Annotated in this window: 32 protein-coding genes; 18 read left to right on the top strand and 14 right to left on the bottom strand. The window is 57.2% G+C overall.

Annotated features, from left to right (window positions below; all coding sequences use genetic code 11):
- Window positions 1-96: 96 nt before the first annotated feature.
- The 4 genes from GRI35_RS12865 to galK are packed head-to-tail and all read left to right on the top strand — an operon-like array spanning window position 97 to window position 5,843.
- Window positions 97-2,214 (top strand): alpha-galactosidase, encoded by a 2,118-nt coding sequence (locus GRI35_RS12865; protein ID WP_290258094.1) that lies wholly within the window; start codon window positions 97-99, stop codon window positions 2,212-2,214.
- Entirely contained in the window at window positions 2,211-3,725 is a 1,515-nt protein-coding gene (gene glpD / locus GRI35_RS12870; RefSeq protein ID WP_160614523.1) for a glycerol-3-phosphate dehydrogenase, read from the top strand. Before GRI35_RS12865 ends, glpD begins: the two co-directional genes overlap by 4 nt.
- A complete protein-coding gene (locus GRI35_RS12875; protein ID WP_160614524.1) occupies window positions 3,722-4,801 on the top strand; it encodes a galactose-1-phosphate uridylyltransferase in 1,080 nt (359 codons plus the stop codon). Before glpD ends, GRI35_RS12875 begins: the two co-directional genes overlap by 4 nt.
- A gap of 1 nt (window position 4,802) precedes the next feature.
- Entirely contained in the window at window positions 4,803-5,843 is a 1,041-nt protein-coding gene (gene galK / locus GRI35_RS12880; protein WP_160614525.1) for a galactokinase, read from the top strand.
- A 5-nt stretch (window positions 5,844-5,848) separates the two neighbouring features.
- On the opposite strand, the gene GRI35_RS12885 is transcribed toward galK, so the two are convergent.
- Complete coding sequence (locus GRI35_RS12885) at window positions 5,849-6,427, bottom strand: thymidine kinase (RefSeq protein WP_160614526.1); 579 nt, start codon at window positions 6,425-6,427, stop codon at window positions 5,849-5,851.
- Between the two features lie 62 nt (window positions 6,428-6,489).
- Here GRI35_RS12885 and GRI35_RS12890 point away from each other — a divergent pair, with 62 nt between their 5' ends.
- The gene (locus GRI35_RS12890) at window positions 6,490-8,118 is read left to right on the top strand and encodes an AbgT family transporter (RefSeq protein WP_160614527.1); all 1,629 of its coding nucleotides are present in this window, start codon (window positions 6,490-6,492) and stop codon (window positions 8,116-8,118) included.
- 6 nt (window positions 8,119-8,124) lie between these two features.
- Here the strand turns inward: GRI35_RS12890 and rbfA are convergent, their stop codons facing one another.
- From rbfA to pspF, 12 genes are all read right to left on the bottom strand, one after another.
- Window positions 8,125-8,523 carry a 30S ribosome-binding factor RbfA gene (rbfA, locus tag GRI35_RS12895; RefSeq protein ID WP_160614528.1) on the bottom strand — a complete coding sequence of 133 codons (399 nt, stop codon included), beginning with the start codon at window positions 8,521-8,523 and terminating at the stop codon, window positions 8,125-8,127.
- Entirely contained in the window at window positions 8,516-9,073 is a 558-nt protein-coding gene (locus GRI35_RS12900) for a DUF1697 domain-containing protein (protein ID WP_160614529.1), read from the bottom strand. Before GRI35_RS12900 ends, rbfA begins: the two co-directional genes overlap by 8 nt.
- On the bottom strand, window positions 9,070-9,492 hold the full coding sequence (locus GRI35_RS12905) for a PaaI family thioesterase (RefSeq protein WP_235900223.1): 423 nt from the start codon (window positions 9,490-9,492) through the stop codon (window positions 9,070-9,072). The genes GRI35_RS12900 and GRI35_RS12905 overlap by 4 nt, the downstream gene beginning before the upstream one ends.
- The gene (locus GRI35_RS12910; RefSeq protein WP_290258088.1) at window positions 9,489-9,908 is read right to left on the bottom strand and encodes a PaaI family thioesterase; all 420 of its coding nucleotides are present in this window, start codon (window positions 9,906-9,908) and stop codon (window positions 9,489-9,491) included. The genes GRI35_RS12905 and GRI35_RS12910 overlap by 4 nt, the downstream gene beginning before the upstream one ends.
- 172 nt (window positions 9,909-10,080) lie before the next feature.
- Entirely contained in the window at window positions 10,081-12,612 is a 2,532-nt protein-coding gene (infB, locus tag GRI35_RS12915; RefSeq protein WP_160614530.1) for a translation initiation factor IF-2, read from the bottom strand.
- Window positions 12,613-12,621: 9 nt separating this feature from the next.
- Window positions 12,622-13,413: a DUF448 domain-containing protein gene (locus GRI35_RS12920; RefSeq protein ID WP_160614531.1), complete on the bottom strand. Its 792-nt coding sequence runs from the start codon at window positions 13,411-13,413 to the stop codon at window positions 12,622-12,624.
- Window positions 13,394-15,073 carry a transcription termination factor NusA gene (nusA, locus tag GRI35_RS12925; RefSeq protein WP_160614532.1) on the bottom strand — a complete coding sequence of 560 codons (1,680 nt, stop codon included), beginning with the start codon at window positions 15,071-15,073 and terminating at the stop codon, window positions 13,394-13,396. Before nusA ends, GRI35_RS12920 begins: the two co-directional genes overlap by 20 nt.
- Window positions 15,073-15,651, bottom strand: coding sequence for a ribosome maturation protein RimP (gene rimP, locus GRI35_RS12930; protein WP_160614533.1), 579 nt, complete (start codon window positions 15,649-15,651; stop codon window positions 15,073-15,075). Before rimP ends, nusA begins: the two co-directional genes overlap by 1 nt.
- A gap of 163 nt (window positions 15,652-15,814) precedes the next feature.
- Window positions 15,815-16,693, bottom strand: a complete 879-nt coding sequence (locus GRI35_RS12935; protein WP_160614534.1) for a hypothetical protein — start codon at window positions 16,691-16,693, stop codon at window positions 15,815-15,817.
- 162 nt (window positions 16,694-16,855) lie between these two features.
- The gene (locus tag GRI35_RS12940; RefSeq protein ID WP_160614535.1) at window positions 16,856-17,167 is read right to left on the bottom strand and encodes a hypothetical protein; all 312 of its coding nucleotides are present in this window, start codon (window positions 17,165-17,167) and stop codon (window positions 16,856-16,858) included.
- An 11-nt stretch (window positions 17,168-17,178) separates the two neighbouring features.
- Complete coding sequence (locus GRI35_RS12945; protein ID WP_160614536.1) at window positions 17,179-17,412, bottom strand: hypothetical protein; 234 nt, start codon at window positions 17,410-17,412, stop codon at window positions 17,179-17,181.
- Between the two features lie 65 nt (window positions 17,413-17,477).
- Window positions 17,478-18,512 carry a phage shock protein operon transcriptional activator gene (gene pspF, locus GRI35_RS12950; protein WP_160614537.1) on the bottom strand — a complete coding sequence of 345 codons (1,035 nt, stop codon included), beginning with the start codon at window positions 18,510-18,512 and terminating at the stop codon, window positions 17,478-17,480.
- A 184-nt stretch (window positions 18,513-18,696) separates the two neighbouring features.
- On the opposite strand from pspF, the gene GRI35_RS13750 reads away from it, so the two are divergent.
- The 13 genes from GRI35_RS13750 to GRI35_RS13005 all read left to right on the top strand — a co-directional run bounded on the left by GRI35_RS13750 (window position 18,697) and on the right by GRI35_RS13005 (window position 23,313).
- A complete protein-coding gene (locus tag GRI35_RS13750; protein ID WP_202390562.1) occupies window positions 18,697-18,849 on the top strand; it encodes a hypothetical protein in 153 nt (50 codons plus the stop codon).
- On the top strand, window positions 18,846-19,712 hold the full coding sequence (gene pspA, locus GRI35_RS12955; RefSeq protein WP_160614538.1) for a phage shock protein PspA: 867 nt from the start codon (window positions 18,846-18,848) through the stop codon (window positions 19,710-19,712). Before GRI35_RS13750 ends, pspA begins: the two co-directional genes overlap by 4 nt.
- 7 nt (window positions 19,713-19,719) lie before the next feature.
- Complete coding sequence (gene pspB / locus GRI35_RS12960) at window positions 19,720-20,022, top strand: envelope stress response membrane protein PspB (RefSeq protein ID WP_160614539.1); 303 nt, start codon at window positions 19,720-19,722, stop codon at window positions 20,020-20,022.
- Window positions 20,022-20,396, top strand: a complete 375-nt coding sequence (pspC, locus tag GRI35_RS12965; RefSeq protein ID WP_160614540.1) for an envelope stress response membrane protein PspC — start codon at window positions 20,022-20,024, stop codon at window positions 20,394-20,396. Before pspB ends, pspC begins: the two co-directional genes overlap by 1 nt.
- A 24-nt stretch (window positions 20,397-20,420) precedes the next feature.
- A complete protein-coding gene (locus tag GRI35_RS12970) occupies window positions 20,421-20,726 on the top strand; it encodes a hypothetical protein (protein WP_160614541.1) in 306 nt (101 codons plus the stop codon).
- Complete coding sequence (locus GRI35_RS12975; RefSeq protein ID WP_160614542.1) at window positions 20,726-21,073, top strand: hypothetical protein; 348 nt, start codon at window positions 20,726-20,728, stop codon at window positions 21,071-21,073. Before GRI35_RS12970 ends, GRI35_RS12975 begins: the two co-directional genes overlap by 1 nt.
- Window positions 21,073-21,381 carry a hypothetical protein gene (locus tag GRI35_RS12980; protein ID WP_160614543.1) on the top strand — a complete coding sequence of 103 codons (309 nt, stop codon included), beginning with the start codon at window positions 21,073-21,075 and terminating at the stop codon, window positions 21,379-21,381. Before GRI35_RS12975 ends, GRI35_RS12980 begins: the two co-directional genes overlap by 1 nt.
- The gene (locus GRI35_RS13755; RefSeq protein ID WP_202390680.1) at window positions 21,381-21,692 is read left to right on the top strand and encodes a hypothetical protein; all 312 of its coding nucleotides are present in this window, start codon (window positions 21,381-21,383) and stop codon (window positions 21,690-21,692) included. Before GRI35_RS12980 ends, GRI35_RS13755 begins: the two co-directional genes overlap by 1 nt.
- A complete protein-coding gene (locus GRI35_RS12985; RefSeq protein WP_160614544.1) occupies window positions 21,689-21,961 on the top strand; it encodes a hypothetical protein in 273 nt (90 codons plus the stop codon). The genes GRI35_RS13755 and GRI35_RS12985 overlap by 4 nt, the downstream gene beginning before the upstream one ends.
- Before the next feature lie 68 nt (window positions 21,962-22,029).
- A complete protein-coding gene (locus tag GRI35_RS12990) occupies window positions 22,030-22,281 on the top strand; it encodes a hypothetical protein (RefSeq protein ID WP_160614545.1) in 252 nt (83 codons plus the stop codon).
- Between the two features lie 23 nt (window positions 22,282-22,304).
- Complete coding sequence (locus GRI35_RS12995) at window positions 22,305-22,712, top strand: SufE family protein (protein WP_160614546.1); 408 nt, start codon at window positions 22,305-22,307, stop codon at window positions 22,710-22,712.
- A gap of 10 nt (window positions 22,713-22,722) precedes the next feature.
- A complete protein-coding gene (locus GRI35_RS13000; RefSeq protein WP_160614547.1) occupies window positions 22,723-23,073 on the top strand; it encodes a YbaN family protein in 351 nt (116 codons plus the stop codon).
- Between the two features lie 81 nt (window positions 23,074-23,154).
- Complete coding sequence (locus GRI35_RS13005; protein WP_160614548.1) at window positions 23,155-23,313, top strand: YqaE/Pmp3 family membrane protein; 159 nt, start codon at window positions 23,155-23,157, stop codon at window positions 23,311-23,313.
- Between the two features lie 34 nt (window positions 23,314-23,347).
- Here GRI35_RS13005 and GRI35_RS13010 read toward each other — a convergent pair whose 3' ends face one another.
- Window positions 23,348-23,866, bottom strand: coding sequence for a sterol desaturase family protein (locus tag GRI35_RS13010; RefSeq protein ID WP_160614549.1), 519 nt, complete (start codon window positions 23,864-23,866; stop codon window positions 23,348-23,350).
- Window positions 23,867-23,878: the final 12 nt, after the last annotated feature.

The raw sequence follows: 23,878 nt of genomic DNA on the forward strand, positions 1-23,878 counted from the left end.
GTCAAGCCGAGACGCCTAGCCCGCTTTCTCGCGCAATACCAATCCATACCGATTGTTTCTGTTTGCGCAGCCCGCCCGATCTGCCAGAAGCCATGCGTGACTGAATTCACTATCCTCCGCGGTAGAGACACGTTGGTTGTGCTGGGCACAACCGAAGGCGCGCGACCGTCGATCATCTATGCAGGGCCAGATATTGCGGGAGCAACTCCCGAGGAACTGGCGCTGCTCCAAAGCGGCCAGCATATCCCTGGCGGGCCAGAGCAGCCTATTGGGCCGTCACTTCTCAATCCGTTGGGCACTGGTTGGCCCGGCGCTGCGGGCGTGATCGCGGATCGCGACGGCAAGGATTGGGCGATTGATCTGCGTGTGGAAAGCGTGCGCCAGCCCTCCAACAATGACGCGGAAATACGATGCGTCGACGCTCTGAACGATCTTCAATCCACGCACAGTTTTGCACTCTGTCCCCGCACAGGTGTTTTCACCGCATCGACCGAGATCGCTGGCAGCAACAACAAACCGGTCAACATTGATTGGTGTGCCGCTATCTGTCTGCCGATGGATGACAGATTGGACCGGCTTCGCAGCTTCATCGGCAAATGGGCCAGTGAATTTCAGATCGAGGATATTGAGCGCTTCCGTGGATCTTATCTGCGAGAAAACAAAGCAGGCCGGACAAGCCATTCCGATTTTCCCGGATTGTTTGCGGGGAATGAAACAACCGATGAGACAAACGGTTTGGCCTTTGCTTGTCACCTTGGCTGGTCGGGGAACAGCCGCCTGCACATCGACACCGGACAAAATGGCCAAGCCATTCTGCAGGCAGGCGAACTGCTCCTTCCCGGCGAAGTTTCTGACAGATACATCTCGCCCCAGTTGATCGCCTGCTGGTCCAATCATGGATACGGTGATGTCTCGCGGCGGCTTCATGCGTTTGTGAAGAATTCGATCATCAGCGAACGCACCAAGCCGCGACCGGTCCATTACAACACATGGGAAGCGGTCTATTTCGATCATGACGAGGCCCGCCTGATCGAATTGGCAAAGCAGGCTGCCGAAGTGGGTGCTGAGCGCTTCGTGCTCGACGATGGCTGGTTCGGCGGACGGCGTAGCGACAAGGCTGGCCTTGGCGATTGGTGGGTGTCGCCTGATGTCTACCCCAATGGCCTGCACCCAATCGCCAATCGCGTACGCGAGTTGGGAATGGAATTCGGGCTGTGGTTCGAACCCGAAATGGTCAATCCTGATAGCGATCTGTACCGCGCGCATCCCGATTGGGTTCTTGGGATCGACGGCGTTGAGCCGATCCCCTCGCGGCATCAGCTTACGCTCGATCTGACCAAGCCCGACGTGACCGATTATCTGTTCGCGAAAATCAGCGCTCTGATCGACGAATATCAAATCGATTACATCAAATGGGATATGAACCGCGATACGCAGCATCCCGCCAGCGATGGCCGCGCTGTGATGCACAAGCAGACCGAGGCTTTGTACGCCTTGCTTGGCCGCTTCAGGACAGCGCACCCAGCCTTGGAAATAGAAAGCTGTTCGTCAGGCGGCGCTCGTGCCGATTACGAAATTCTCAGACGGAACGACCGAATCTGGACGTCGGATAATAACGACGCACGCCACCGTCATCAGATCATGCGCGGGGCCAGCCATTTCTTCCCGCTGAGCGTACTTGGCAATCATGTCGGGCCGAAGCGCTGCCATATCACCGGCCGGATGTTCTCGATGGAGTTTCGCGCGGCCAGTGCGATCTTTGGGCATATGGGAATGGAGCTCGATCTGGCAGACGAGACCGCCCAGGATCGCGCCACCCTTGCGGCGGCAATCGCATTGCATAAGCAGCACCGCGAGCTGATCCATGGTGGCGATTTCTATCGGATAGAAACGCCCGACTATCTTGCCGCAATGGGCTGCGTTGCTCGCGAGAAACATGAAGCGCTGTTTAGTTGTGCGCTGCTCGATATGCATCCGGCCACGAAACCGGATCGCCTCCGCTTCGATGGACTCAACCCCGCGAAGCAATATCGCATCAAGCTGCTCTGGCCGCAAAGTAACCCGTCGCGCTCTCACCCATCTATCATTGACGCCGCCGCGCTTATGGAGAATGGAACAGCCTTCGCAGGTGCAGCATTGATGGAGCACGGCATCCAGCTGCCGCTGGTCCATCCCGACACTTGCCTGATCTATCATCTAGAGGCCGAGAATTGAGCGAAGATACACCATACGACCTTCTGGTAATCGGCGGCGGGATCAACGGCGTTGGGATCGCGCGCGATGCGGCAGGGCGCGGCGCAAAAGTGTTGCTGTGTGAGAAAGATGATCTCGCCAGCCATACATCCTCTGCCAGCACTAAGCTGGTCCATGGCGGTTTGCGCTATCTGGAACATTACGAATTCCGTCTCGTGCGGGAAAGCCTGATCGAGCGGGAGCGATTGCTCGGCATGGCACCACATATCATCTGGCCGCTGCGCTTTGTTCTGCCACATGACAAAGGCCTACGCCCTTCGTGGCTGCTGCGGCTTGGCCTGTTTCTCTACGACCATATTGGCGGGCGAAAATTACTGCCTGCCACGAAAACCTTGGACCTGCGCGCCGCGCCACATGGCGATGTTTTGGAAGAGCGCCTCATCAAGGGCTTCGAATATTCGGATTGCTGGGTCGAAGATGCACGGCTCGTTGTCCTAAACGCGATGGACGCAGCACGACGCGGCGCGGATATTCGCACCCGGACGGAATGCGTTAGCTTGGACCGGAGCGGACAGGTCTGGCTTGCCGATCTCAAAGACGAGCACGGTAAGACGCAGCGGATTTCAGCTCGAACGGTGGTCAACGCCGCTGGCCCGTGGGTCGACAACGTCCTAGGCAAAGCGATGCCGGAAAAGCAGCATCAGAACCTTCGCCTGGTCAAAGGCAGCCATTTGATCTTCCCCAAGCTGTTCGATCACGACCAAGCCTACATCTTCCAGAACAAAGACGACCGGATTGTGTTCGCAATTCCGTATGAGCGGGAATTTACGTTGGTCGGAACCACCGATGTCGCGTTCAAAGGCGATGCCAATACTATCGAAATTTCGGATGATGAATCGGCCTATATCTGCGATGCGATCAACGAGTATCTAAAAGTCGATGTCGCGCCCGATCAGGCAATCTGGAGCTATTCCGGAGTACGCCCGCTCTACGACGATCAATCGCGCAACAATTCGACTGTGACCCGCGATTACGTGTTCGAGCTCGACAATCCGGAGGGCGCACCGCCAATCCTGTCAATCTTCGGCGGCAAGATCACTACTTACCGAAAATTGGCCGAACACGCGCTGCACAAGCTACCGATGCCTTGGCTCGAAACCAAGCAGGCATGGACCGCCGGTGCGGGCTTACCCGGCGGTGAAATCCACGTTGATAAGTTCAATGCATTCGTGTCGGACATGCAATCGCGATATGATTGGTGCGCGGCCGATGTGATGTTCCGCCTATGCCGCGCCTACGGCACACTGCTGTTCGACGTGATTGGCGACGCGACAAATTGGGCAGCGATGGGAGAGGATTTTGGGGCAGGCTTAACCGAAGCCGAAGTCGAGTATTTGATCGAACACGAGTTCGCCCAAACGGCCGATGATGTGCTGTGGCGGCGCAGTAAATTGGGCCTGCATATGGATGACGAGGAGCGAAAATCGCTAGAAAGCTGGTTCGCCAAACGCGGCGCGGTCAGGGTAGCATGAGCGACACGGTTACGCCTCTGGACACGCCCGTGGCAGGTGATGTGTTCCGTCGTAGCTTCACCAAAGCCGATGGCCGGATGCTTTATCTCTACGGACGTGAGGCACACTCGCTACCTGTCCAAACCCAGCAGGATGACGATATTGCCACAGGCGGCGAGCTACGTTTTCACCCCTTGCGGCGAGAGTGGAACATCTACGCCGCGCACCGGCAAAACCGCACTTTCAAGCCCTCCGCCAGCGCTGACCCTCTTGCGCCGACCATGGCAGGCGGGCCGACCACCGAAATACCGTTCGAGGATTTCGAGCTGGCAATCTTCGAGAACAAGTTTTCCGGCCTGCATCCTCTTGCACCGCATCCGCCAATTCTGGATGGCATCGACAGCGCGCCAGCAACCGGCAAATGTGAAGTCATTGTCTACACGCCTGAGGCCGAGGGCAGCCTGCATACTATCGGGCAAGACCGGCGGAGAATTCTGATCGCCGCATGGATCGACCGCTATCGCGCTATGTTCGCAGAGGGATGCGAGTACGTTTTGCCCTTCGAGAACCGCGGCGAAGAAGTGGGCGCAACGCTGCATCATCCACACGGGCAGATATATGGCTTCGGCAAAGTCCCGCTGGTCCAGCAGGCAGCCATCGATGCGTTTGCCAGTGGCTATGATCTGGCGGCGGAGATCGCCAAAGCACAGCCGGATTATGGCCTGGGGGAAGCGGGCGGCTTGGCAGCATTCTGCCCGCGCTTTGCACGCTTCCCATACGAAGTTTGGATCGCCCCAACCGAGTGCAGGGCGGGCCCATGGGACTGCAACGAGGAAGAGCTGGATGGCCTCGCAACTCTGCTGGGTGATGTGACGCGCCGCTACGATGCCCTCTTTGGGCGACCAACACCTTATATGTTCGCGCTTCATTCGGCACCGCGACAGGGCGGCGACAAATACCACTTCACCGCACAGTTCTATCCACTCTTACGCGGACCAAATCGCGTAAAATATCTTGCTTCAGTGGAGCAGCACACGGGCGTATTCACCGTCGATGTGATGCCCGAGACGGCTGTTGAAGCGCTTCGAGCTGTCTGACATGCCCATCACAGCAACGTCACCCGGCCGGGTAAATCTGATCGGCGAACACACGGACTATAATGGCGGATGGGTTTTGCCCGCAGCCCTGTCGGTCAGCCTTACCGCCACGATTATGCCGCGCGAAGACCGCCGCATCAGCGTGTCGGCGCGTGGCTATTCGGGCACCGCCGAGCGCACACTGGATGATGCAGCCGAGGGTGACTGGTCTGATCCAGCCGTTGGCTCGATCATTGAAGCGGTCAAATTGGGACTGCTCACGGGCGGCGCCGATATCGCGGTGCAATCCTCCATTCCCGCTGGATCGGGCTTATCATCCTCCGCCGCGTTGATTGTCACGCTGCTCAAAGCTGCGCGCGAAGCGGCAGGTTCCGGCCTGACCGACACCGAAATTGCAGTCGCTGCCCGCCGGGTCGAGAACGACTATATTGGCGTTCCCTGCGGCATCATGGACCAAATGGCAGTCGCGATTGCCAAGCCGGGCGAAGCGATGGCGCTCGACACCAGTTCGTTGGAATACCGCGTTGTCGCCCTACCCAAAACGCATGACATGGTGGTGATACACTCGGGCAAGACGCGCAAACTGACCGATGGCCGCTACGCCGCGCGCAAGGAGGAATGCGACGCGGCAAAGGCCGCGTTCGGTACCAATGATTTGTGCTTGCTCGATCCCGACAATATTGAGAGTTTCGGCGGAATCGACGACACAATTCGCCGCCGCGCGCGCCACTGCGCTACCGAGCATCGCCGCGTTCTGGCCTCTATCGAAGCGCTGGAAAGTGGCGATGTCTGCCAATTCGGCGCATTGATGGCCGCAAGCCACGCATCGATGCGCGATGATTTCGAAATGTCGCTGCCGGCTATCGACGCTCTGGTCGAAGACGCAGTTGAGCTTGGAGCAACTGGTGCGCGGCTCACCGGTGGCGGATTCGGCGGATGCATCGTCGCCTGTGTAGAGCGCAAACGCCGCGATGCTTGGCAGGAGACACTACTTGCGAAGCATCCGAAAGCGCGCTTCGTGGATGCAATCACACCTAAGTAGAGTTGTTAGCCGCCCAACGCCTCGCTGAAATGCTTTCGGCAAAGCGCGACATAACGGTCGTTCCCGCCGATCTCCGTCTGCGCCCCAGCTTTTACAGCCGCGCCGCTTTCATCCACCCGCAAATTCATACTGGCTTTCTTGCCGCAATGGCAGACGGCTTTGAGCTCCACGAGAGAGTCTGCGATCCCGAGCAATGCTGCCGACCCGGGGAAGAGCTCACCCTGGAAGTCGGTCCTCAATCCGTAGCACAGCACCGGAATGCCGCCCTCATCCGCCAGCCGCGCGCATTGCCAGACCTGATCTTTGGACAAGAACTGCGCTTCGTCGATCAGCACGCAATCAATCGGCTCGACGGAATGCGCCGCGCTTATTTGCACCCACAAATCGGTTCCTTCCTGATAGCGGTGCGCCTCCGCACCAAGCCCGATCCGGCTCTCAATCGCCTTATCTTCCGAGCGGTCATCCAGCTGTGCAGTCCACAGCATCGTATTCATGCCTCGCTCGCGATAGTTGAAATCCGCCTGCAAAAGCGTGGTCGATTTGCCTGCGTTCATTGACGCGTAATAGAAATACAGCTTAGCCATGCAGCAGAGTTAAACGCAAAATGCCGCCTTACGGAAGAGCGGCACGCAATGAGGGTGTGTAAATGAGCGAAGCAGTCGCATCGGATTCGACGCAAAAGGGCATTCTGGGTTGGGTCGAGCGGACAGGTAACAAGCTGCCCGATCCGGTTTTCCTGTTCTTCTATCTGATTATTGCGCTGGTGGTCATTTCGGTAATCTGCGCAATGGCGGGTGTATCCGCTTTCCATCCGACCGAGCTCGATGAAGCGACCGGAGGCGCGCTGAAGATCCAAGCGGTAAGCCTATTGGCCGCAGAGAATATCCAGCGTCTGTGGGTCGAAATGCCCAAGACGTTCACCCACTTCCACCCGCTTGGTTATGTGCTTGTCGTGATGCTTGGTGCGGGTGTCGCCGAGCGGTCAGGTTTCTTTGCCGCTGGTATGGCTAAAGCTGTGAAAAGCGCGCCAAAAGCGCTCCTGACGCCAGTCGTTGCCCTCGTCGCGATGATCGGCAACCATGCCGCTGACGCCGGTTACGTCGTTCTTATCCCTCTCGCAGGCATCCTTTTTGCAGCCGCAGGACGTCACCCGCTGGCTGGTATTGCGGCGGCATTCGCGGGTGTATCGGGCGGCTTCTCGGCCAATATCTCTCCCGGTCAACTCGATGCGCTGTTGTTCGGTATCACCGAGGAAGCAGTCGCAGCCAGCTCGCTCGACCCGACTTGGACCGCCAATATCGCGGGTAACTGGTACTTTATCGCAGCGATGACGGTCTTGTTTCTGCCGATCATCTGGTACGTGACGGACAAAATTATCGAACCACGCCTCGGCCGTTGGACCGGCGGAGCATCCGCTGGCGCAAACGATGACGGTCTCAGCCCCGATCCGACCGAGCATACCGGCGAACTGGCTTCCAAAGGTCTGCGCCATGCGGGATTGGCAGCACTTTTCGTAGTGGCTCTATGGTTGGCAATGGTGTTCGCACCGGGCACACCCTTGATCGATGAAACCGCTTGTGCGGCCATTCCGGCGGCAGACTGTTCGATCCATTCCGAATTACGTCCGCTTTACCAGTCACTGGTAGGTGCGTTCTTCCTGCTCTTCCTGCTCACCGGCTGGGCCTATGGCCGCGCGACCGGCGTGATCAAGGACCACCGCGATCTCGTCAATATGATGGCGGAGTCGATGAAGGACATGGGCTACTACCTCGTCCTCGCCTTCGCCGCCGCGCATTTCGTGGCGATGTTCCATTGGTCCAATCTGGGCCTTATATCCGCAGTACACGGTGCCGCGGGCATCGAGTCCACCGGACTACCATTGCCACTGGTGCTCGGCCTGATGGTGATCTTTGCGGGCCTGCTCAACCTGTTCGTAGGGTCTGCCAGCGCGAAATGGGCGCTGCTGGCACCGATCCTTGTTCCGATGCTGATGCTGCTCGGAATTAGTCCGGAGGGCGCAACCGCCGCCTACCGCGTCGGTGACAGTGCTACCAACATCATCACCCCGCTGATGGTCTACTTCCCGCTTATTCTCGTGTTTGCGCAGCGCTGGAAAGCCGACTTCGGCCTGGGCAGCCTGACCGCTATGATGCTGCCTTACTCGGTATGGCTGCTGATCTCAGGCACGACGCTGATCGTGGTCTGGTTCTATCTCGGCATTCCGCTCGGACCGGATGCACCGGTGGCATATACGCTGCCTGGCGGGGGCGGCTAAGGCGCCTTATTCGTCGCCGCCCAGGTCACGGGCAACCTTTGGATCGCTGAGCAACTGGTCGATCCGGCTGGCTTCGTCGAAGCTTTCGTCTGGCTGGAAGTTCAGTTTCGGCGCGAATTTCAGGCCGAGGCGTTTGGCGACTTCGCGCTGGAAAAAGGCAGTGTTAGAGCGCAGCGCTTTGAGCACCACGCCTTCATCCTCGCCCAATAGCGGTTTCACATAGACTTTTGCGTTGCGCAGATCGGGCGTCATGCGAACTTCGGTCACGCTGACGCTGGTTGCGCGTAGCACATCGTCATGCGCCTCCCCGCGCGCGAGCAGTTCGGACAAGATATGCCGCACTCGCTCGCCCACTTTCAAGACGCGGACCGATTGTTGTTCTTTGGTGGACTCGTTTCTAGCCATTGAGCTCGTCCATCTTTGCAAGAATACGTTTCATGGATCTAATATTGCGTGCAGTGCCGCGAATTCCAAGGCGGCGCGTGATAAAATCGCCGGTCAACTTGCTGCGGCCAACCCCATCGACATAGTCGACATGCAGCGCATTGGTTCCGCCAGCAATCCGTTCATTACCGCGCCCTTCGTGATCAATTTGCAGAGCCTTGATCTGCATGTCACCGGGTTGATCGAGGAAGAACATGGTGTGGACGAATTTCTCCTCACCCGCTTCCGGGCCCTGGGCAAACGGGTTCTCGGCGATGATCGCAGCAAGCTCATCGCGCGTCATCACTACCACTTCGCTGTCGATGTCGAATTCGTCGCGGATGATCCATGCGATCTTTTCTGCAAGCCCCTCGGACGGCATCGGTTCGTGGGTGAACAGCACATTGCCGCTGGCCGCGACGGTCTCGATCTCCTCAAGTTCCTCACGTTCTAACGCTTCGCGAAGATCGACCATCTTCAGCCGGTCTTTACCGACATTGATGCTGCCGAGAAAGGCGACGTAGCGATTCATCGCGGCACCGAGAGATCAATTCCCGGATTAGGTGTCGGGATGCAGGTGGAGGTACCGCGCGCAAGGATCGTTCCATCGGGCTCCATCAGCTCAGCGCTCAGGAACACTATACGTTTACCCGCCTTGATGACCGTACCTTTGGCAACCAATGGACCTTGCCGTACAGGGCGGAGCAGAGAGAAATTCACATCCAGCATCAGCGGCGAATATTCGCCATTCGTGGAATAAGTATGCGCCCAGCCCATCGTCTCATCGAGAAAACCCGCAACCAATCCGCCCTGCACGCTTCCGCGCGGAGTGATAAAAACTTCCGGCGCAGTAAAGTTGATAGTCACTGTGTTGGTGTCTTTGTCGAAAGAGACAAACTCGGCACCCATTAACTCGGAATGCGGCCAGATCTTCGCCTGGAAATCGCTCATGTCTCGCCACCCGGTACAGAAGTAGGCATGGCGGTGGAGGTCGCGCGGGCAAGGAGATTCCCGTCCTTGTCGAACAGCTCGCCTTCAAGAAAGGCAACGCGGCGTCCAACACGGATAACGCGACCCTTGGCGGTTATTGTTTCCATCGGAACCATGCGTACGAAAGTCATATTCATATCGAGATTGAGCGGCAGCAGCTCGCCATCACTCGCGGCGAGTAAAGCCGTACCCATGACCTCATCCAGAAAGCCGCCGATCAGCCCGCCCTGCACCGCACCGCGCGGCGAGGCGAACGAAGGCGGCGGAGTGTAGCGAACGGTCGCCGTCGCCGTCTCCTCGTCAAAGGAAACGAACTCCGATCCCATCAACTCAGCGGATGGTGAGCGGCGACGAGTGAAGATTGGGGCATCAGACACTTGCTGTAACTATGATCACCAATGAAGTGGGAAACGCAACAATAGCAAACGCTGGCAAACAACCGGCCAACATACCGTCGCCGACCTCGTCACGGTTACGCGCCCACCATCCCTTTTTTTTCGAGGGAGTCGGCGCCATGGGTTTGTTACGGGATCGACTTTTAGGCAATTATCAAAGAACCCGCTCTTTCTCCTCGATCTCGAAGACTTCGAGGCTGTCGCCCGGTTGGACGTCATTCGTGTCTTCCAGAACCACGCCGCATTCGAGGCCTGTGCGGACTTCATCCACATCGTCCTTGAAACGCCGCAGCGAGGCGATGGTTGTCGCCGAAACGATGACATCGTCGCGCGTAAGGCGTGCGAACAGGCCTTTGCGGATCGCGCCCTCGGTGACCATAAGGCCGGCGGCCTTGTCCTTCTTGCCGGATTTGAAGACTTCTTTGACTTCGGCGCGGCCAACAACATGCTCGATCTTTTCGGGGCCAAGCTCGCCAGCCATTTCCTTCCCGATTTCGTCGGTCAGGTGATAGATCACGTCGAAATATTTCATCCGGACCTTCTCCCGCTCGACCAATTGGCGGGCCTTGGGGTTGGGCCGGACGTTGAAGCCGATGATCGGGGCATTTGATGCCGCCGCCAGCGTCACGTCGCTTTCGGTAATCGCACCAACGCCTGCGTGCAGCACGCGGACCTTGATCAGATCATTGCCGAGATTGTGTAGCGCAGTGGTGATCGCTTCGACACTGCCCTGCACATCGGCTTTGACCAGAACTGGGAATTCAACGACGTCGCTCTTCAAATTGTTGAACATCGTATCGAAGCTGGTCGGGGCGAGCGCTGTACGCTGGGCGGTCGCGCGTTCCTGACGGAACTCGGCCACTTCGCGGGCGCGCGCCTCGTTTTCGACCACAGTCAACTGATCGCCTGCGCCCGGTACTCCGCCAAGGCCAAGAACCTCGACCGGCATGGACGGGCCCGCTTCCTTGATCTGCTTGCCTTGATCGTTGACCACCGCACGGACTTTACCGCTTTCGGTACCGACCACGAACACATCGCCGCGTTTCAGCGTACCGCGTGTCACCAACACAGTCGCGACAGGGCCGCGGCCCTTGTCGAGCTGTGCTTCGATTACAGTAGCGTCAGCCGGACGGTCAGGATTGGCTTTCAGTTCAAGCAATTCAGCCTGAAGCGCGATCTTCTCGAGCAATTCATCAAGGCCGGTACCCTTAGTTGCCGAGACTTCGACATCCTGCACTTCACCCGACATAGCTTCCACGATAACTTCATGCTCAAGCAAACGCTCACGGATATTTTGTGCGTTCGCTTCCGGCTTGTCGATCTTGTTGATCGCCACGATCATCGGAACGTCAGCCGCCTTGGTGTGCTTAATCGCTTCGATCGTTTGCGGCATGATACCGTCATCTGCCGCAACAACCAGCACCACGATATCGGTAACATTGGCTCCGCGTTGACGCATTTCGGTGAAAGCTGCGTGACCCGGCGTATCGAGGAAAGTGATCTTCGATTTGTCCTTGGTGGTGACCTGATAGGAACCGATATGCTGGGTAATACCGCCCGCTTCACCCTTGGTCACATTGGTACCGCGCAGCGCATCAAGCAGGCTGGTTTTACCGTGATCGACATGGCCCATGATCGTAACCACAGGCGGACGCGGTTTCAGAGTTTCCTCTGGATCCTTGTCTTCCTCGACCTTGATATCGACATCATCTTCAGAAACGCGTTCGATATTGTGGCCGAATTCTTCAACCAGCAATTCAGCGGTATCCTGGTCGATCGTCTGGTTGACGGTGACCATCATATCCATGTTGAACAGCGCTTTCACGAGGTCAGCGCCCTTCTCACCCATACGCTTGGCCAATTCGCCAACAGTGATCGCCTCTGGCACGATAACGTCGCGGACCTGCTTCTCGCGCGGCTTGGATGAACCGCCCCCCTGTTCACGGCGCTCTTTCTCGCGCGCACGTTTCAACGCGGCGAGGCTACGGGCGCGGCGGCCTTCGTCCTCGTTCAGCGCTTTGGTAACGGTCAGCTTGCCCGAACGGCGCTTGTCTTTTCCGCCACCCTTGGCCGGGCGCTTCTCTTCCTTTTTGGGAGGGCGCTTCGGTTCGGGACGGGCGACAGGCGTGAATTTACGTGCAGCCGGTGTTGGCGTGGCTTTGTTTTCTTCGGCAGGCGCTTCTTTGGCCGCAGCTTCTGCAGCAGCGATTTCGGCAGCTTGCTTTGCTTCGTCTTCGGCGGCTTTCTTGGCAGCAGCTTCAGCGTTGGCGTCGGCTTTCTTGTTGTCTTCCTGAGCTTGCTTCTCCTGCTCAAGCGCTTTGGCCTTTTGCTCCGCATCACGGCGGTTGGCATCTTCGGCAAGACGCAGGCGCTCTTCCTCGGCCTCACGCTGGAGACGGGCAACACGCTCCTGCGGTGTTTCGGAAGTATCAACGACCTTCCTCTTCGGCGCAGGCGCCTTGGCAGCCGGCTCAGGCGCCGGTGTCGGGGCTGGTGCCGGCGTTGGCTCGGGCGCGGGCGGCGGTGTCTCGCCAGGCTTCACGAGCTTACGCTTACGCTTCACCTCAACCGTGACGTTATTCGTCCGGCCGTGGGAGAAAGTCTGTTTGACTTCTCCACCACCAGCCGGGCCTTTCAGGCCAAGCGGCTTGCGGGTGCGCGTCGGTTTCTTGTCTTCGTCGCTCATAAAGCTCGTTTATCCTTCAGTACTCAATTCGTCATTCTGAACGGGCGCAGCGTGCACCTCGCCCGTATTCGGTTCACCCGAACTCTTTAGGGGCTTATCAGCCCGTAGGAAATGCATCAGGCGCGTTAGGACCGATTGGACCCGTTCTGCGGACTTATCATCTGCCAGCGCCATATGAACGACGTTATCGCGGCCCAATGCCACAGACAGGGCCGCTCGGTCCAGTGGCAAGGTGATACCCCTACCTTCTGGCCGGCCTCCTGAACCTTCTTCTTCGCGCCCTACCCGCCATGCCTGATCCAGCTTCTTACGCCCGTCCTCGCTTGCATCGGAAGCGTGGAGAAGCAGCGCAATCCGGCCAGATCGGGCCTGTTCGGCAATCCGGTCTGATCCCAATATAAGTTTTCCGGCGCGCATTTCGAGACCAAGGCGGTCTAATAGCAAGCTGGAAAGTGCCGTCTCGATTAAGTTGGGCAGGTCATCAGGTACGGTCAGTTTCGCACCTTTGAATGCCCGCGCTAAAGCACCGCGCAATTTTCCGGCAGTCAGCGCCTCTGCAAGTTCAGCGCGTGTCGCGCCGAGCCACGCGCCGCGCCCGGGGGCACGCGCCAGCGGGTCGGGCAGCACATCGCTTGTCCCGTCTTTTTTGGCTGGCGAAATCGCAAGCCTGATCAGTTCGTCTTTCGAAGAAACCTCTCCGGACAGGATGCAGCGCCGTTCGGGCGCGGAAGCCTTATGCCCCCGCCCCGTTGCGGCTTCAGAGATGTCGGACGCTACAGTCTCATGTGGTGGAGTCCGCATCGGCGGCCTCCTGTGTGTCAGGTTCGTCGGTGGAAGCAGCAGCCGGTGCGTCTTCCTCGTCTTCGAACCAATGCGCGCGGGCAGCCATAATGATCTCGTTGCCCTGTTCTTCGCTCAGGCCATACTCGCCAAGAACGCCGCCTTTGTCTTCAGTCCGCTTCGACTGTTGGACATCAGCCTTCATGCGCGGCCCCTCGGTCGGATTCTGACGGCGCTTCGGTGCTTCACGCTTCTTGGCGATCAGCTCATCCGTCGCGAGATCGGCGAGGTCATCGAGTGTCTTGATGCCGGCTTTGCCGAGCGTGACCAGCATAACTTCGGTCAGGTGCGGGATTTCTGCGATAGCATCTTCAACGCCCATTTCGCGGCGCTCTTCGCGAGCAGCAGCTTCGTGACGTTCGATAGCTTCCAGAGCACGGCTCTGAAGTTCTTCGGCCAATTCATCATCGAAACCTTCAATCGCGCCCAGCTCTTCAAGCTGCACATAGGCAACTTCTTCCAGCTCGGCGAAACCTTCGGCAACCAGAAGCTGCGACAGGGTTTCGTCGACGTCGAGCTCTTCTTCGAACATTTTCGACCGCTCGGCGAATTCCTTCTGACGCTTTTCGGAGGCTTCTTCCTCGGTCATGATATCGATCTGGTGACCGGTCAACTGACTGGCGAGACGGACATTCTGGCCGCGGCGGCCAATCGCCAGGCTAAGCTGATCGTCAGGAACGACCACTTCAATCCGGCCTTCATCCTCATCGAGAACAACCCGCGCAACAGTCGCAGGCTGGAGGCCGTTGACCACAAATGTCGCGGTGTCTTCCGACCATGGAATGATGTCGATCTTCTCGCCCTGCAATTCCTGCACTACGGCCTGAACGCGGCTACCTTTCATACCCACACAGGCACCGACGGGGTCGATGGAACTATCATGGCTGATGACGCCGATCTTGGCGCGGCTGCCCGGATCGCGAGCGGCCGCTTTGATCTCGATAATGCCGTCGTAAATTTCGGGCACTTCCTGCGCGAACAGCTTGCGCATGAAATCAGGATGCGCGCGGCTGAGGAAAATCTGCGGACCGCGATTGTTGCGCTCCACTTTGGTGATGATCGCACGAATACGCTCACCCACACGCGCAGCTTCACGCGGAATCTGCTGGTCGCGGCGGATAACGCCTTCGGCGCGGCCCAGATTGACGATCACATGGCCAAACTCGACCGATTTGATCACGCCGGTGATGACTTCGCCGTCGCGGTCTTTGAATTCTTCGAACTGACGCTCACGCTCGGCATCCCGAACCTTCTGGAAGATCACTTGCTTGGCGCTCTGCGCATCAATCCGGCCCAGATCAACGGGTGGCAGCGGGTCGACAATGAAGTCACCCAGCTTGGCATCGTCTTCCAGCTTTTGCGCGGCTTTCAGATCGACTTGCTTGAAGTAGTCTTCGACTTCTTCCACCACTTCGACAACACGCCACAGGCGCAGATCGCCGGTTTGCGGGTCGAGCTTCGCGCGAATGTCATTCTCCGCGCCATAGCGGTTGCGCGCGCTCTTCTGGATCGCTTCTTCCATCGCTTCGATGACGATCGCTTTGTCGATCATCTTCTCGGTTGCGACAGCGTTTGCGATTGCAAGCAGCTCTGCCTTATTGGCGGAAATAGCACTGGCCATTAATTGTCAGCCTTCTCTTCTTCGTCTTCTGAAATTTCATCGGCACCGGAAGTGTCCAATGGTTTGGTTGCAGCAATCAGCGCGTCGGTCAGGACGAGCTTTGCCGAATGGATCGAACCGATTGGAAAAGATACCGCACCGGCTTTGTTATCTTCAATTGTGACGGTTTCGGCGCCACTGTCTCCGGCTATCCCGACCAGATTGCCACGCATATTGCGCGAGCCATCAAAGCCTTTGATCATCGAGACCTTCACCTCATGCCCGGCCCAATCGGAAAAATCCTTGGGCCGTGTCAGCGGGCGGTCGATACCGGGTGAACTGACTTCGAGGTGGTAAGCACCCTGAACCAGAACATCGCCCTGTTCTTCAAGAGCATCGATCTGCTCGGACACGGCGCGCGACAGAGCCGCGCACTGCTCGATCACCAGCTGACCCGTCGCCGGATCCTCTGCCATGATCTGCAAAGCCTGCGTGCCGTCACCTGCCTCCGACGGCATCATCTTCACGCGCACAAGATCAAACCCGAGAGCTTTCGCTTCAGGTTCGATAATCTGTGTCAGGCGTGCCAGATCGGCCATTCGGTCTCCGTCAGTAAAGAATCGTTGTGACAATAGAGTTTCGTGCCAGCCCCTTTCGGCGCCAGCCCCACTTTGAAGTCACAATGTCGGGATGAGGAGCAAATAGGCGGGGATCAGCACGATTGCAACTATAATTGGAAAATTAGATTCTGGCTCAGTCCATTCATTGGCTTCCCGGCATCACACCGTTCGCCATTGCCTCACCCGCAGCGATTTCTTCATCGGTCCAGCGGACATAATCAATGTTCCAAGTGACCTCCGCCGCGGTAACTTGCAGCGCCAGATTCATATAGCGTGCGGCGAAATGATGGATCTCGGTCGGATGCGGATCGAGGACATGCACGAATGGGAAGTTTTCGGGCGCATTGTGCACGTAACGCTCGAACCGCGGCGCATCGAGGCAGGAGTTCTCGAATGCACGTCCGCTAACGGCTTCACCCTCTGCATCGATCATAAAGCGGTAATGCCCACCCAGCGGGAATCGGCCCGGTATGACCGGAGGTGAAAGAATATACACTGCGATCATGCCCTCATCGTCCGGCGGCAATGTCACGTAATTGGCGGCCCCCGAGCGGCAGAGCGGCAATTTCTGCTCGGCCCCCTGCTGCATCGCCACATCTCGCGCGGCCACTTTCTTCAGCAGCAGATCGGACAGCGGATGCTGGGATGGGTCATCATGCATTTTCGCGGACACAACATTGCCGCGATCGATCTCGAACACCACGAACTCGACCAGCGCTTCTTCCAGCTTGGTGTAAAACACCACCCGGATATTGCCGTTGTCGAGTTCTTCGGTGATGTAAGTAAGATAGTCTGGGCGATCTTCAGGTCGCAGTTGCGCATTGAGTTCGTCGCTTGCTCTCCATGCGGCCCGATCATGCTGATACATCTGCTCACCAATGCGCGCCGCCGTTTCATTGGCCGCTATCTGCTCGGCGCTGGCACCTTCGGGCACGCCATCAGGACCGGCTGCGAATGACGGCGTCGAAACAGCCAAAGCCAGCAAGGCAGATAATTGCATCATATGGATCAGACGGTTCACAGAATTCCCAGACCAGAACGAGTTCTAAATTTGTCAACCTTCTGCCAGCCGGTGCTTCTTCATGCAATGGCATACGTCGTCATGGCGCATACCAACACCCTGCATCGCCAGTACAGCTCTGAACGCTTCGCGTGGCGGGGAGCGCACGAAAATGACCAGTGGTCAGTTCGCCGCCTGCGCTGCAACGAGACTGTCATCGCTCCAGCCATCGTCGGCGTTCGCGCGATAGTCCTGGATGACTGGCTGAGGAGGAAGTGCCTTTTGCGGTATCTTCTCGTCCGCAACTTCGGCGGCCGTTTCCGCTCTTATCTGCTCTTGCGCAAGATATTGTCCGACTATCGGCACCGCGAAACCGAGGATCAGAATGATCGCAAGCCCGCAAAAAACCAGGAAATAGGCGCGAAGCTCGGCCGCTATCATCTCGCGAAAGGCGCTCAACCAATCACTCGGAGTTACATTTTCAAACAATTTCACAGCTGCCGCCCTCATTCCTCGCTATCAGATGACCGGATAGCCGCGCCCCAGTCGTCAGCTAAGTCGTCCTCTCGAACGCCCTTCTTTTCAACCGGATCTTCGATGGATTGGATTTTTATCGGCGGCTGTCCTGTGTCGCCGTCAGCGATGGCCGCCCTGTACTCATAGTCGGTCTGTACTGTGACCATGAGCGCTATCCAGGCGATCAACCCCAAACCCATCGCGATCCGAAACAACTTGTCCATAACCCCATCCCAACGCCGAGCCTTCTGAATTCGGACTTGTTTACAGGGGTTTGTCTAATAGATGATTAATCCTGCCCCTCCATTAAGCTATGCTTCTTGATGCAATGGCGCAGCTGGTCATAGCTCAGCCCCAATGCTTTCGCAGTTTGGCGCTGGTTCCAACGGTGTTTGCCCAGTGCATGCTCGACGATAGCCCGCTCATGCTCGTCTACAGCGGCACGAAGGTCATTAACGGACTCCAGATCTGTAGCTGGCGCAGCAGTTGTCGTAACAGGCGCTGTCGCCTCAGCGGGTTTTGACTTGCTCGATGGCTCGCCAATAGGTCTCCATGGAGAGTCGAACGGGTCGAACTGCACATGCGCAATCGGCTCTTTCCAATCATCCCAGCGATAGATCGCGCGCTCAACAACATTGCGCAGCTCGCGGACATTGCCTGGCCATGGGTGGTTGTCGAGCTGCTTGCGGACATGCTCGGCAAAACCTGGCCAACCTTCCCAGCCAATTTCTGCCGCCATTTTCCGCCCGAAATAGTCGGTCAGCATGTCGATATCACCGTCCCGTACGCGCAGCGGCGGCAGAGTGATGACTTCGAAAGTCAGCCTGTCGAGCAGGTCGGAACGGAATGTACCTTCCTCAGCTGCCTTGGGGAGATTCTCATTGGTTGCCGCGACAATTCTTACGTCGACATTGATCGGGCGCGAAGAGCCAATCCGTGTGACCTCGCCATATTCGACAGCCCTCAGCAAGCGCTCTTGCGCGGCCATAGACAGGGTTCCCAGTTCGTCGAGAAATAAGGTACCTTTGTCGGCTTCTTCGAAACGTCCGGCGCGCGCTTTGGTAGCACCTGTGAAAGCGCCTGCTTCGTGACCGAACAATTCGGCCTCGATCAGCGTTTCGGGAAGAGCTGCACAGTTCATAGTAACCAGCGGCTCACCCCACCGCTCGGACAGGCGGTGGAGGCGCTCGGCGATGAGCTCTTTGCCGGTCCCGCGCTCGCCGACGACGAGCACCGGACGCCGCATCGGAGCCGCGCGGCTGGCCCGCTCGACCGCGTCCAGAAACGCCCCGGATTGGCCGATAAATTGGTTCTTTTGCTCCATAACCCAACCTATAGTGAAAATTCCCGATTGTTGGCAATAGGCACTAAGTGGGATTTTTCGCGAGGCCGCATACATCTTTGAAAATTCTAGATTAAATCAGTTTGGCACACCCTTTGCTATGTTGTGGGCAATACCAAACGGTGTCGAAAATCCGTTTTGCCACTATCTTAGAAGGAACCGTGCCATGTATGACCGCCGCTTTTTCCAGACCAAACTGGGTCAGGCCGCAATGGCCAGCATCGCTGCAATGTGTGCATTTGTTGCTCTGACAACGCAAATGCAGGTTGATCCAGCATTCGCGGCATCGCCAACAATAGAAGCGGTCGAACTCGCATGAACAAGCCTTCCGACAAAGGTTCGGGAGAACGGGATCCCCTAGCGCCCGAAAAAGGTGTTAATCCGGTATCCCGTTTCGAAGCCGAGGTGGAACGCCTTCGTCAGACCCCGACACCGACCCAGACTGCTAATATGCAGGCGCAAACATTTAATCTGTTCAACAGTGGAGCACCCTTGATGGGAATATTCAGCCGAACCCGTGACATCATCGCCGCCAATTTCAACGATATGCTGGATAATGCCGATGACCCGGCAAAAATGATCCGCATGATCATCCTCGAAATGGAGGAAACTCTTGTGGAAGTGCGCGCGAGCGCGGCACGGACGATCGCTGATCAGAAGGAAATGCATCGGCATACGGTCAAACTGGACAGGCTGCAGGCCGATTGGGGCGAGAAAGCACAATTGGCTTTGAGCAAGGATCGCGAAGATCTTGCCCGCGCCGCTCTGGTCGAGAAGAAGAAGGCGTCGGACATGTCCGATCAGCTTAAAGCAGAGATCGCTGTGCTGGACGACGCTCTTCGTGCCTACGAACAGGACATCGCCAAACTGCAAAATCGTCTCCGCGAAGCCCGCAGCCGCCAGACCGCCATCGCGGCGCGTCTGGAAAGTGCGGAAAACCGTGCCAAGCTGCGCACGCTGATGAGCACGGAACGGACCGATGAGGCGCTTGCCCGGTTCGACCAGCTCGAACGCCGCGTCGATTACGCAGAAGGCCGCGCAGACGCGATGTCAATTGCCGACAATAGCGGCAAGCCAAGCCTGTCAGACGAGATCGCGGCGCTGGCAGGCGCCGATAAAGTCGATGAAGAATTAGAAGCTATGAAGGCCGCCCTGAAAAGCGCCTCTGACAAGAAGGACTAAGTGAGCCATGGATTTTCCGAGTGAAATCATCATCGTACCGATCCTGTTTATCGGTCTGCCATGGTTGATCATGCACTATGTCACCAAGTGGAAAACGGCCGCAACGATTACCACCGATGACGAGGACTTGCTGGGCGAACTGTATCAACTCGCCAAGCGTCTGGATGAGCGGATGGACACTGTCGAGCGCCTCGTGGCCAGCGACAACCCCGACTATCAACCAGCCCGTCTGATGCATGACCGCGAAACAGATAATCAGCAATTGCGCGAGCTCGACCGCTTGCTCGCAGAGAAAAAGGAAGCCCGGTAATGACCAGCGAACGCACCACCCTGTATCGTGACAAGCAAAACGCAAAGCTGATGGGCGTATGTTCGGGCATTGCCGACTATACTGGCGTAAACGTCTTGTGGGTCCGCTTGGCAGCGCTCATCCTTGCCTTCAGCACCGGCTTTGCAATTCCGATCTATTTCGTCGCTGGCCTGCTGCTCAATAAAAAGCCGCCGCATCTTTATGTGGAGCAGGACGAGCAGAAATACTGGCAGCGTGTTCGCCAGAGCCCTCAGCGCAGTGCTCGCGAAATTCGCAGCCGGATGCGCGACATCGATCGCCGGCTGGCAGATGTCGAGACATATTACGTCACCAGCAATCCGCGCCTGAACGCCGAAATCGAGCGTCTGCGTTGAGACTGAATACTGAGGGGAATACACATGGATTTAGGCATTCTCATACCGCTGGCGCCGTTCATCATGGTGCTGGGAATCATCTGGCTGGTGAACAACCGCAAGCTCGAGGAAAAGCGAATTTCTGCAACAGCCGAGGCCAGCAGTGAGAAGGCAGCCCAATATGCCAGCCAGGTCACACAGCTAGAGGATCGCGTCGCAGTTCTGGAACGCATCGTCACTGATCGTGGCTACGATATTGCGACTCAGATCGAAGCATTGCGCGACCAGCGTGAAGTCGAGGGAACCGATAGCGGCACACCGCTCAACGTTGCGAAGAAGGAAAACGTATAATGGACTGGGGTGGACCGACCTTTGTGATCGCAATTATCGCACTCAGCACTGGTGGCTGGCTGATCAACAACTGGATTCGCGCCAAGCACGGCTACGAATTGGAGGATGAATGGGGCGGCAAGACTGCCCCCAAGAACAGCGGCGAGATCAAAGAGCTGCGCGCGGAAAATGCCGAGCTGATCCAGTTGCTCAAAGATCAGGGGAAGCGGATGGAAACGCTCGAGCGGATCGTGACCGACAAAGGGTACCGGCTGAACGAAGAAATCGAGGCGCTGCGCGATCTGCCCGACATGAAATCAACTGATAGCGGCGTGCCGCTCGATATCGAGAATAAGGAAAAAGCCTGATGTTCCCTGTTACCGAAACCGCGATCATTGCCGGTGTTGCGATCATTACCGGCGGCTGGATCATCAATACCTGGATGCGGATGAAAAATGGCTATCCGCTAGAAAACAGCTGGGGCAAGCCCGTCTATCCCAAGAATGACGAAGCGGTCGAGCGAGTCAAACTCTTGACCCAAGAAAACGCGGAACTGCGCGCCGAACTCGGTTCAATTAAAGACCGCATGGCAAACGTGGAACGCATCGTCACTGACAGCGGATATCAGCTCACACACGAGATTGATCGCCTGCGCGAAGACAAGGAAGTGAACTGATGGACAGTGATCTTATGGGCATTTTCGCATTCATCCTGATCTTGGCTATGATCGTGTTTCCGTTCGCAATGTTCACACATCGGCGCTCCAATGAGCACGAAGAGCGCAAACTCGAACTGCTTGCTAGAACCGAAGAAGCCAAGTCCGGACGCGGAGCGGATGGCGAAGCATATCGCAAACTGGAGAAACGCGTCCGGGTACTGGAGCGGATCGCCACCGACAAAGGGACTGATCTTGCGCAGCAGATCGAACATCTTCGCGATCTTGATGACCTAGACACGCTGACCGCGGCCAAGGAGAAGGTACAATGAGTTTTGGGACGGCCTTGGTGATCATCGTCGCAATTGGCGCGGTCACCAGTGTGATTCGCGGTCGGCAGCGCGCCAGAGCGGGGATTATCGCTGATAAGCAAGGGAACGAAAGCTACATCCCCAAAGCAGATCCCGACGCGCAACGCGAGGTCAAAGAGCTGCGCGAGCGGATCAAAGTGCTGGAACGGATCGCGACCGATGCGAACACATCCGAGAGCCGGAAAATTGCAGCGATCTCTGACGAGATTGAAAGTTTGAGAGACAAGTAACCAGAGGATGCGGGCCGCGTGATGGCAAACCCGGTTTTGGGGGCCCGCCTTGAGGGAGGATTTGTGAAATGACCGAACAGATCATCATATCCAGCGCAACGATTATCGGCTTGACGATTGTCGCCTTGATCGGCCTGCGCGGCTGGCAGGGATGGCTGGCGCTGAAAGAACAGGAGCTCGAACGCGCCGTCCATACTCGCGAGCACGTCGATACCGGCTCTGATGTAGGGTCAAGCGCGGGCGCTGCCCGGATCGAGATTGCCGATCTGAAAGAACGTATCCGCAAGCTGGAAGCAATTGCCAGCGGGGTGGATTTGTAAACCGCAATCACTACATGCGGCTAATGCGCACACTTGAAGATATCCAAGAAGAATATGAGTTCCTCGAAGGCGATGAACGCTATCGCCTGTTGATCGAGCTCGGCCGCGAGCTCGATGATATGCCCGCCGCTCTCAAGACCGATGCGACACTGGTGCGCGGCTGCTCTGCCAGTGTGTGGGTCTATCCTACCGAAGAAAGTGGAGCCCTGCACTTTCTGGCAGACAGCAATGCAGCGATTACCAAAGGTATCGTCGCATTGGTGATCTCCGCCGTACAGGATAAGCCAGCGCAGACGGTCGCCGAGATGGATGTGACCGCCGCGCTTGAGCCCTTCGACCTCAAGAACCAGCTTAGCTCTAACCGCACACAAGGCGTCCCCAACATGATTGGTTTGGTAAAAGAACACGCGGCGCGCTTGGCTTCGGCATGAGCGTGCGGCGATGAAACGCCCGATATTCAAAGCTCTGGGAATTGCCAGTGCCGGACTGGGTGCAATCGGGGCAGCATTGCCGATCATGCCAACCGTACCATTCCTGCTGCTGGCCGTCTATTTCTTCGCCAGGTCCAGTCCGGAGCTCGAGCAGAAAATACTCGAACACCCGCATTGGGGGCCGCAGGTCAAGGACTGGCGCGAGCGGCGGGCGATCAGCCGCAAGTCCAAAACCATCGCCATCGTCTCTATTGCGGCGGGCGTGGTGTTCACTTGGTACACGCTTGGCGCGCCCTATTATTACATCTCGCTGGCAATATTGGTGATCTGCGGCACATGGATCGCGACGCGAAACGAATAGATTTGGGAACCGATCAGCCGGTAACTCATTGATTTCCTATATAGCGACGGGAACACATTCGCATTCAAAGGAAATCAATAGATGTCACTTATTACGCTCATCCTCACGATCCTGTTGCCACCGGTCGGCGTTGCCATGAAGCACGGAATTGACAAGACAGCGCTATTGAATTTGGTGCTGACTATTCTGGGGTTTATTCCAGGTTTGATCCATGGTCTGTACGTGAACTACGCACGATAACTGCCGATTTCTGATTTTTGAGAGCGCCGGAACCTCAGGTTTCGGCGCTCTCGCGTATTACGGCTATGCCCGCTTCGCGCTGTGCTTTTAACTGGGCTTTCAGCTTCGCTGGATCGCGCGCCCATAAGAAGCCGAAACTTACACCGCCTTCTCTGCCGATAGTCGCATGATGCAATTTGTGCGCCTGCACGAGGCGTTTCGCATAACCACGCTTGGGCACCCATTTAAAATAGCGCTGATGCACCAAGCCATCATGCACCAGCGTATAAACAATGCCGTAGCCAAGAATACCGATAGCAATCCACGTCGCGGGAACCCATGCCGCATCTCCGAGCACCCATTCGCTGCCCCACATGAACATTGATATGCTCATTGCTGCGCCGACGATGCCGTACAGATCGTTCTTCTCAAACGCGTTGTCATGAGGCTCGTGATGGTCGCGATGCCAGCCCCAGCCCCAGCCATGCATGATATATTTGTGGCTCGCCCATGCGACCCACTCCATCGCGGCAATGGTTAAGAGGACAATCAGAACGGGAACGACAATTTCCATGACGGCCACTGC

Source organism: Pontixanthobacter aestiaquae (assembly GCF_009827455.1).
In the GTDB taxonomy this organism is placed as follows: domain Bacteria; phylum Pseudomonadota; class Alphaproteobacteria; order Sphingomonadales; family Sphingomonadaceae; genus Pontixanthobacter; species Pontixanthobacter aestiaquae.

Excerpts from the sequence above, each read along its gene's own strand:
- GRI35_RS12875 (WP_160614524.1), top strand. The coding sequence starts at position 3,722 with ATGAGCGACACGGTTACGCCTCTGGACACGCCCGTGGCAGGTGATGTG.
- galK (WP_160614525.1), top strand. The coding sequence starts at position 4,803 with ATGCCCATCACAGCAACGTCACCCGGCCGGGTAAATCTGATCGGCGAA.
- GRI35_RS12885 (WP_160614526.1), bottom strand. The coding sequence starts at position 6,427 with ATGGCTAAGCTGTATTTCTATTACGCGTCAATGAACGCAGGCAAATCG.
- GRI35_RS12890 (WP_160614527.1), top strand. The coding sequence starts at position 6,490 with ATGAGCGAAGCAGTCGCATCGGATTCGACGCAAAAGGGCATTCTGGGT.
- rbfA (WP_160614528.1), bottom strand. The coding sequence starts at position 8,523 with ATGGCTAGAAACGAGTCCACCAAAGAACAACAATCGGTCCGCGTCTTG.
- GRI35_RS12900 (WP_160614529.1), bottom strand. The coding sequence starts at position 9,073 with ATGAATCGCTACGTCGCCTTTCTCGGCAGCATCAATGTCGGTAAAGAC.
- GRI35_RS12905 (WP_235900223.1), bottom strand. The coding sequence starts at position 9,492 with ATGAGCGATTTCCAGGCGAAGATCTGGCCGCATTCCGAGTTAATGGGT.
- infB (WP_160614530.1), bottom strand. The coding sequence starts at position 12,612 with ATGAGCGACGAAGACAAGAAACCGACGCGCACCCGCAAGCCGCTTGGC.
- GRI35_RS12920 (WP_160614531.1), bottom strand. The coding sequence starts at position 13,413 with ATGCGGACTCCACCACATGAGACTGTAGCGTCCGACATCTCTGAAGCC.
- nusA (WP_160614532.1), bottom strand. The coding sequence starts at position 15,073 with ATGGCCAGTGCTATTTCCGCCAATAAGGCAGAGCTGCTTGCAATCGCA.
- rimP (WP_160614533.1), bottom strand. The coding sequence starts at position 15,651 with ATGGCCGATCTGGCACGCCTGACACAGATTATCGAACCTGAAGCGAAA.
- GRI35_RS12945 (WP_160614536.1), bottom strand. The coding sequence starts at position 17,412 with ATGGACAAGTTGTTTCGGATCGCGATGGGTTTGGGGTTGATCGCCTGG.
- pspF (WP_160614537.1), bottom strand. The coding sequence starts at position 18,512 with ATGGAGCAAAAGAACCAATTTATCGGCCAATCCGGGGCGTTTCTGGAC.
- GRI35_RS13750 (WP_202390562.1), top strand. The coding sequence starts at position 18,697 with ATGTATGACCGCCGCTTTTTCCAGACCAAACTGGGTCAGGCCGCAATG.
- pspA (WP_160614538.1), top strand. The coding sequence starts at position 18,846 with ATGAACAAGCCTTCCGACAAAGGTTCGGGAGAACGGGATCCCCTAGCG.
- pspB (WP_160614539.1), top strand. The coding sequence starts at position 19,720 with ATGGATTTTCCGAGTGAAATCATCATCGTACCGATCCTGTTTATCGGT.
- pspC (WP_160614540.1), top strand. The coding sequence starts at position 20,022 with ATGACCAGCGAACGCACCACCCTGTATCGTGACAAGCAAAACGCAAAG.
- GRI35_RS12970 (WP_160614541.1), top strand. The coding sequence starts at position 20,421 with ATGGATTTAGGCATTCTCATACCGCTGGCGCCGTTCATCATGGTGCTG.
- GRI35_RS12975 (WP_160614542.1), top strand. The coding sequence starts at position 20,726 with ATGGACTGGGGTGGACCGACCTTTGTGATCGCAATTATCGCACTCAGC.
- GRI35_RS12980 (WP_160614543.1), top strand. The coding sequence starts at position 21,073 with ATGTTCCCTGTTACCGAAACCGCGATCATTGCCGGTGTTGCGATCATT.
- GRI35_RS13755 (WP_202390680.1), top strand. The coding sequence starts at position 21,381 with ATGGACAGTGATCTTATGGGCATTTTCGCATTCATCCTGATCTTGGCT.
- GRI35_RS12985 (WP_160614544.1), top strand. The coding sequence starts at position 21,689 with ATGAGTTTTGGGACGGCCTTGGTGATCATCGTCGCAATTGGCGCGGTC.
- GRI35_RS12990 (WP_160614545.1), top strand. The coding sequence starts at position 22,030 with ATGACCGAACAGATCATCATATCCAGCGCAACGATTATCGGCTTGACG.
- GRI35_RS12995 (WP_160614546.1), top strand. The coding sequence starts at position 22,305 with ATGCGCACACTTGAAGATATCCAAGAAGAATATGAGTTCCTCGAAGGC.
- GRI35_RS13000 (WP_160614547.1), top strand. The coding sequence starts at position 22,723 with ATGAAACGCCCGATATTCAAAGCTCTGGGAATTGCCAGTGCCGGACTG.
- GRI35_RS13005 (WP_160614548.1), top strand. The coding sequence starts at position 23,155 with ATGTCACTTATTACGCTCATCCTCACGATCCTGTTGCCACCGGTCGGC.
- GRI35_RS13010 (WP_160614549.1), bottom strand. The coding sequence starts at position 23,866 with ATGGAAATTGTCGTTCCCGTTCTGATTGTCCTCTTAACCATTGCCGCG.